Annotated in this window: 2 protein-coding genes and 2 pseudogenes; all 4 read right to left on the bottom strand. The window is 55.5% G+C overall.

Annotated elements, in window-relative coordinates:
- Positions 1 to 105: 105 nt before the first annotated feature.
- The gene (locus DT343_RS18110) at positions 106 to 735 is read right to left on the bottom strand and encodes a GNAT family N-acetyltransferase (protein ID WP_258522549.1); all 630 of its coding nucleotides are present in this window, start codon (positions 733 to 735) and stop codon (positions 106 to 108) included.
- Positions 727 to 891, bottom strand: a pseudogene (locus tag DT343_RS18105) (hypothetical protein); the annotation flags it as partial. The gene DT343_RS18110 and the pseudogene DT343_RS18105, both read right to left, overlap by 9 nt.
- 219 nt (positions 892 to 1,110) lie before the next feature.
- Positions 1,111 to 1,542 carry a hypothetical protein gene (locus DT343_RS18100; RefSeq protein ID WP_146756726.1) on the bottom strand — a complete coding sequence of 144 codons (432 nt, stop codon included), beginning with the start codon at positions 1,540 to 1,542 and terminating at the stop codon, positions 1,111 to 1,113.
- 13 nt (positions 1,543 to 1,555) lie between these two features.
- Positions 1,556 to 2,619: pseudogene (gene aroC, locus DT343_RS18095) on the bottom strand (chorismate synthase).
- Between the last annotated feature and the right edge of the window lie 43 nt (positions 2,620 to 2,662).

Here is a 2,662-nt window from a genome sequence, read left to right as displayed (position 1 = left end):
ATGTTTCAACACACAGAGCGACACATAAAGCGTCGCTCTGTGTTGCCCTGAATTGGAAGAGGTTACACCTCTCCCACAAGATTATCCTCCCTAAAGGGAGGGGTTTCAACCAGTAAGGAAATTTTGATGAAGGCGGATATGGCTTGCGCCTTGATGGCGGCTGCGGATATGTTGCGCTTGATAGCATAGGCGGTAGGCATTATTTTCCCAAAATGCTTCGAGGCTGGGGCTGGCGCCATAAACGCAGCCGAATTGCCAATCGGCAAGCTGCCGATGCGCAGCATTCAGCAGGCGGCTGGCAATTTGGCGGCGGCGGCAATCGGGATGCACGGCAATTCTTTGTACGCGTGCAAAACACTGTTGCGCCCAATGCAGCTCGCCGCTGCGCTGCAATAATTGCTGCATCAGCAAGCGTCCGCGTGGTCGGCGTTCGCCGGCAATAACTGCTTGAGCCAATGCCGTATTCAGCGGCGTTTCCAAAGCGATTTGCAGCACGCCTAAGCATTCGCCCTGCGCATTTGCCGCCATAAATAAGGCTTGATCCGGCATATCCAGCAAACGCTTTAAGTCTTCCGGTCGGCTGCGGTAATGCGCCTGATTCAGCAAAGACCAATAGCTGCGCAACAACTGTTCATCGGCGGCTAAGTCTTGAGCTTGCAGCGCAATAATCTCTGTAATTTCATGTGATTGCAGCCTTTCCGCCTGCCCTGTGGGAAACAGGAAAAGTCTATCCATCAGGCATTCCAAAGGGTCGCCGCTGTGATGACGGTAATTGCCCTGCAAATGCACAATCTGCTCTTGCCTGATACCGAGCGCCGGCAATGTATTTAAGCAAAAATGCTGTGCGCTGCCTTCATAGCCCTCGCTAGTACTGGCAAGGGTAAAGGCAGGATAATGCCGACACGGGCAATCAGTTGAGCCGGCGCAAGTGCCGCCGCCTCATCAACAATCAGGGCTTGCGCAGCAGGCAGACGGCGCAAGGCTTCATCCGGCGGCAGGCAAAGCAAGGAACTTGCGTATGTGCGGCAATGGTTTGGTGATTCTCTGCAAACGGACTCACAAGCAATAGCGGCGCAATCTCTGCATCGGCAAGGGCATTGATTTTCTGCGCTAAAAAATGGCTTTTGCCGCTGCCGCGTTTGCCGAGGATAATTTGCGGCTGCGGATGGCTAAAGCGTGCAATCGCTTGATGTTGCGCGAGCGGCGGCGCAGCTGCGGCATTTGCTGTGCCGCCAAACGCCGCAAGCGCTGATGAAAATGATCGGCGCAAGTCTCAATTGCTTCGCCATGCGCCAGCCATCGCCTGTGGTCGGGGTCGCCGTCGGGATAATGTGTCGGCAAATGCAGATACAGATGATGACCTGCGCCAATCGTCCCCGCCACAGCAGCAAAGGCATTAGGAAATAAGCCTTTGCCGGCATCGTAAAACACATCGCCTTGCGTGATGCCGAGATAGCGGCGGTAGTCCTTAAGCGCGATATCGCGTCCAAAAACGCCGAGCGGCGGTAAATCCGCCGCTTCGATAAGATGCAATTGCCGCATAGCGCACAATAGGTTAGCGATTATTCTGTCCGCGTTGGCGGATAAAATGATCGCAAAGCATCAATGCCGCCATCGCTTCCACAATCGGACAGGCACGCAGCCCCACGCAGGGGTCGTGTCGTCCTTTGGTTACTACTTCCGTGTCTTGATTGTGAATGTTGGTGGTTTTGCCGGCAACGAGAATGGAGCTGGTCGGTTTGAAGGCGGCGCGCAGCACGATGCTTTGCCCTGTCGAGATGCCGCCCAAGATACCGCCGGCATGATTGCTTAAAAAGCCTTGTTCCGCCGCGCGTTCGTCGCGAAATTCGCTGCCGCGCTGCGTGATGCAGTCAAAACCGTCACCGACCGCCACGCCTTTCACCGCATTGATGCTCATCAAGGCATGCGCCAAATCCGCGTCCAAGCGGTCAAAGACCGGTTCGCCCAAGCCCAGTGGCACATGCTCGATGACAAGGGTGATTTCCGCGCCGATACTATCGCCGTCTTTGCGGATGTCGTATAAATAGCGGTCCAGCATTTCGATTTGATGCGTATTCGGGCAATTAAAAGGATTGCCGCCCACATGCGCCCAATCGACAAATTCCAATTTATGCTCGCCGATTTGCGAAACATAGGCGCGGATTTGCGTGCCGCAGAGGTGCTGCAACACCGCTTTGGCAACCGCACCGCCGACCACGCGGCTCGCCGTTTCGCGTGCCGAAGAGCGTCCGCCGCCGCGATAATCGCGGATGCCGTATTTCTGCCAATAGCTGTAGTCGGCATGTCCGGGGCGGAATTTTTCCGCAATCGCGCTGTAGTCTTGGCTGCGTTGGTCTTCATTGAAAATCACGAAACCAATCGGCGTGCCGGTGGTTTTGCCTTCAAAGATGCCGGAGAGGATTTGCACGCTGTCGCTTTCTTTGCGCGGCGTTACATGGCGGCTGGTGCCGGGTTTGCGGCGGTCCAAATCCGCCTGAATGGCGGCAATATCCAAATCGATGCCAGCGGGCGCGCCGTCAATCACGCCGCCAATCGCTACGCCGTGACTTTCGCCGAAGGTCGTCAGCACAAAATTTGACCGATGCTATTGCCGCTCATATTGCTTCCTTACAGAATGGCTTGCTCAATCCGCGCAGCGATT

The sequence above is a fragment of the Brevundimonas vesicularis genome (assembly GCF_900445985.1).
Taxonomy (GTDB): domain Bacteria; phylum Pseudomonadota; class Alphaproteobacteria; order Caulobacterales; family Caulobacteraceae; genus Brevundimonas; species Brevundimonas vesicularis_D.
This window is presented reverse-complemented; position numbering and strand designations above follow the sequence as displayed.